This is a genomic window from Magnetospirillum sulfuroxidans, assembly GCF_018224925.1.
Taxonomy (GTDB): domain Bacteria; phylum Pseudomonadota; class Alphaproteobacteria; order Rhodospirillales; family Magnetospirillaceae; genus Magnetospirillum; species Magnetospirillum sulfuroxidans.
On the sequence record NZ_JAGTUF010000042.1, the window covers coordinates 2,501 to 5,836 of the forward strand.

Annotated in this window: 1 tRNA gene and 2 rRNA genes; all 3 read left to right on the plus strand. The window is 54.2% G+C overall.

What is annotated here, in order from left to right:
• Window positions 1–223: 223 nt before the first annotated feature.
• The 3 genes from KEC16_RS19460 (at window position 224) to KEC16_RS19470 (ending at window position 3,332) form a co-directional block, all read left to right on the plus strand.
• Window positions 224–2,966 (plus strand): 23S ribosomal RNA (locus KEC16_RS19460).
• Window positions 2,967–3,062: 96 nt separating this feature from the next.
• Window positions 3,063–3,177, plus strand: a 5S ribosomal RNA gene (rrf, locus tag KEC16_RS19465).
• A gap of 78 nt (window positions 3,178–3,255) precedes the next feature.
• Window positions 3,256–3,332, plus strand: a tRNA-Met gene (locus tag KEC16_RS19470).
• Window positions 3,333–3,336 lie beyond the last annotated feature (4 nt).

Consider the following 3,336-nt stretch of genomic DNA (forward strand, 5'->3'; position numbering starts at 1 on the left):
GCGCATGCATCGTTCATTCGTGTGGAAGTGGTACTTCCTTGCCGTCGACATTGTCGAAGGCTTTTGTGACCTCAGGGTCACAAGGCTCTTTGTCATCGTGAATAGGTTTTTCCTGATCTGGACATGCGGTCCGGCCAGTTTGGTCGGGCATGCATGTGTGGTATCGCTGAAGTTCTCAAGTAAAATGTGTTCTGATCATCGGGCTTGTCCCTGGTTAGGATGCGATCAAGCGTCATAAGGGCATTTCGTGGATGCCTTGGCACTGAGAGGCGATGAAGGACGTGGCACTCTGCGAAAAGCCACGGGGAGCCGAGAGCAGGCTTTGATCCGTGGATATCCGAATGGGGAAACCCCACCGTAAGGTGATCCCGTACTGAATACATAGGTGCGGGAGGCGAACCGGGCGAACTGAAACATCTAAGTAGCCCGAGGAAAGGACATCAACCGAGACTCCGTTAGTAGTGGCGAGCGAACGCGGACCAGGCCAGTGCTGGTACTTACATAATCTGAACCGTCTGGAAAGTCGGGCCATAGCAGGTGATAGCCCTGTAAGAGTAAACCGAGTATCAGCCTCGAGTAGGGCGGGACACGTGAAATCCTGTCTGAACATGGGGGGACCACCCTCCAAGCCTAAGTACTCCTCAGTGACCGATAGCGAACTAGTACCGTGAGGGAAAGGTGAAAAGCACCCCGACAAGGGGAGTGAAACAGTACCTGAAACGGAATGCCTACAAGCAGTCGGAGCGGCCTTGAGCCGTGACGGCGTACCTTTTGTATAATGGGTCAGCGAGTTAGTGTATGCAGCAAGCTTAAGCCGATAGGTGTAGGCGCAGCGAAAGCGAGTCTGAATAGGGCGCATAGTTGCATGCATTAGACCCGAAACCGAGTGATCTATCCATGGACAGGTTGAAGGTGGGGTAACACCCACTGGAGGACCGAACCCACGCCTGTTGAAAAAGTCGGGGATGATCTGTGGATAGGGGTGAAAGGCCAATCAAACTCGGAAATAGCTGGTTCTCCGCGAAAGCTATTTAGGTAGCGCGTCAGACGAACACCGCCGGGGGTAGAGCACTGGATGGGCTAGGGGGTCCCAAAGACCTACCAAACCTAACCAAACTCCGAATACCGGTGAGTGCTATCTGGCAGACAGACAGTGGGTGCTAAGGTCCATTGTCGAGAGGGAAACAGCCCAGACCGCCAGCTAAGGTCCCCAAGTTATGGCTAAGTGGGAAAGGATGTGGGAAGGCCAAAACAACCAGGAGGTTGGCTTAGAAGCAGCCATCCTTTAAAGAAAGCGTAATAGCTCACTGGTCTAATAGCAATCCTGCGCCGAAAATGTACCGGGGCTCAAGCCATACACCGAAGCTGCGGATTCGCCGAAAGGCGAGTGGTAGCGGAGCGTTCCGTAAGCCTGCGAAGGCGTCACCGTGAGGGGCGCTGGAGGTATCGGAAGTGAGAATGCTGACATGAGTAGCGATAAAGAGTGTGAGAAACACTCTCGCCGAAAGTCCAAGGGTTCCTGCGCAAGGCTAATCCGCGCAGGGTGAGCCGGCCCCTAAGGCGAGGCCGAAAGGCGTAGTCGATGGGAACCACGTTAATATTCGTGGGCCTGCTGGAAGTGACGACCTTCGTAAGTTGTACACTCTTATCGGATTGAGTGTGCAGCGAAGAGGGTCCAGGAAATAACTCCAGCTTATAGACCGTACCCGAAACCGACACAGGTGGACTGGTAGAGTATACCAAGGCGCTTGAGAGAATGGTGTTGAAGGAACTAGGCAAATTGACCCCGTAACTTCGGGATAAGGGGTACCACCTATTACGCAAGTAGTAGGTGGTGGCACAGACCAGGGGGTGGCGACTGTTTACTAAAAACACAGGGCTCTGCGAAGTCTGTAAGACGACGTATAGGGTCTGACGCCTGCCCGGTGCCGGAAGGTTAAAAGGAGGTGTGCAAGCACTGAATTGAAGCCCCGGTAAACGGCGGCCGTAACTATAACGGTCCTAAGGTAGCGAAATTCCTTGTCGGGTAAGTTCCGACCTGCACGAATGGCGTAACGACTTCCCCGCTGTCTCCAACACCAACTCAGCGAAATTGAATTCTCCGTGAAGATGCGGAGTACCCGCGGCTAGACGGAAAGACCCCGTGCACCTTTACTACAGCTTTGCAGTGGTACTAGGGAATGAATGTGTAGGATAGGTGGGAGGCTATGAACCATCGGCGCCAGCTGATGCGGAGCCATCCTTGAAATACCACCCTTTTGTTTCCTGGTATCTAACCGCGACCCGTGAAACCGGGCCCGGGACCCTGCATGGTGGGTAGTTTGACTGGGGCGGTCGCCTCCTAAAGAGTAACGGAGGCGCGCGATGGTGAGCTCAAGCTGGTCGGAAATCAGCTGTCGAGTGCAATGGCATAAGCTCGCCTGACTGTGAGGCCCACAAGCCGAACAGAGACGAAAGTCGGTCATAGTGATCCGGTGGTCCCGCGTGGAAGGGCCATCGCTCAACGAATAAAAGGTACGCCGGGGATAACAGGCTGATCTCCCCCAAGAGTCCACATCGACGGGGAGGTTTGGCACCTCGATGTCGGCTCATCACATCCTGGGGCTGGAGCAGGTCCCAAGGGTTCGGCTGTTCGCCGATTAAAGTGGTACGTGAGCTGGGTTTAGAACGTCGTGAGACAGTTCGGTCCCTATCTACCGTGGGTGTCGGAAACTTGAGAGGACCTGTCCCTAGTACGAGAGGACCGGGATGGACGTACCTCTGGTGTACCGGTTGTCATGCCAATGGCATTGCCGGGTAGCTACGTACGGACGAGATAACCGCTGAAAGCATCTAAGCGGGAAGCTCCCCTCAAAACAAGGTTTCCCTATCAGAGCCGTCGTAGACCACGACGTTGATAGGTGGCGTGTGGAAGTGTGGTAACACATGAAGCTAAGCCATACTAATAGCTCGATCGGCTTGATCGCTCCTAACTAGCGGCAAGCCCGATGATTGAAAACACACAAACTTGATACTTCTCTTACCGCACGCGGATCAGGAAAAAACATCGCTTTCTTCGACGACCTGGTGGTTATAGCGGGGAACCTGCACCCGATCCCATCCCGAACTCGGCCGTGAAAGTCCCCAGCGCCAATGGTACTGTGTCTTAAGGCACGGGAGAGTAGGTCGCTGCCAGGTCTTCAAAGAAAGTGATGAAACCTATACACGAGACAAATAGCTAAGGCCCGGTTGTACGAACCGGGCCTTATTCTTTTCCGCGGGGTGGAGCAGCCCGGTAGCTCGTCAGGCTCATAACCTGAAGGTCGCAGGTTCAAATCCTGCCCCCGCAACCAAATT